The sequence below is a fragment of the Actinomadura kijaniata NBRC 14229 genome (genome assembly GCF_001552175.1).
Taxonomy (GTDB): Bacteria; Actinomycetota; Actinomycetes; order Streptosporangiales; family Streptosporangiaceae; genus Spirillospora; species Spirillospora kijaniata.
On record NZ_BCQR01000358.1, the window covers coordinates 1 to 541 of the forward strand.

1 rRNA gene is annotated in these 541 nt (G+C 56.2%); it reads left to right on the forward strand.

The features are described 5' to 3' along the window. A 23S ribosomal RNA gene (locus AKI01S_RS48700) occupies positions 1-541 on the forward strand; the annotation flags it as partial.

Below are 541 nucleotides of genomic sequence, written 5' to 3' on the forward strand. Positions count from 1 at the left end.
TAGGGCGTTTTTAGTCGCATGCTGTAGACCCGAAGCGGAGTGATCTAGCCATGGGCAGGGTGAAGCGCCGGTAAGACGGTGTGGAGGCCCGAACCCACCAGGGTTGAAAACCTGGGGGATGACCTGTGGTTAGGGGTGAAAGGCCAATCAAACTCCGTGATAGCTGGTTCTCCCCGAAATGCATTTAGGTGCAGCGTCACGTGTTTCTTGCCGGAGGTAGAGCTACTGGATGGCCGATGGGCCTTACCGGGTTACTGACGTCAGCCAAACTCCGAATGCCGGTAAGTGAGAGCGTGGCAGTGAGACTGCGGGGGATAAGCTTCGTAGTCGAGAGGGAAACAGCCCAGATCATCGGCTAAGGCCCCTAAGCGTGTGCTAAGTGGTAAAGGATGTGGAGTTGCCGTGACAACCAGGAGGTTGGCTTAGAAGCAGCCACCCTTGAAAGAGTGCGTAATAGCTCACTGGTCAAGTGATTCCGCGCCGACAATGTAGCGGGGCTCAAGCACACCGCCGAAGCCATGGCATTGCAGTCTTGGACTGT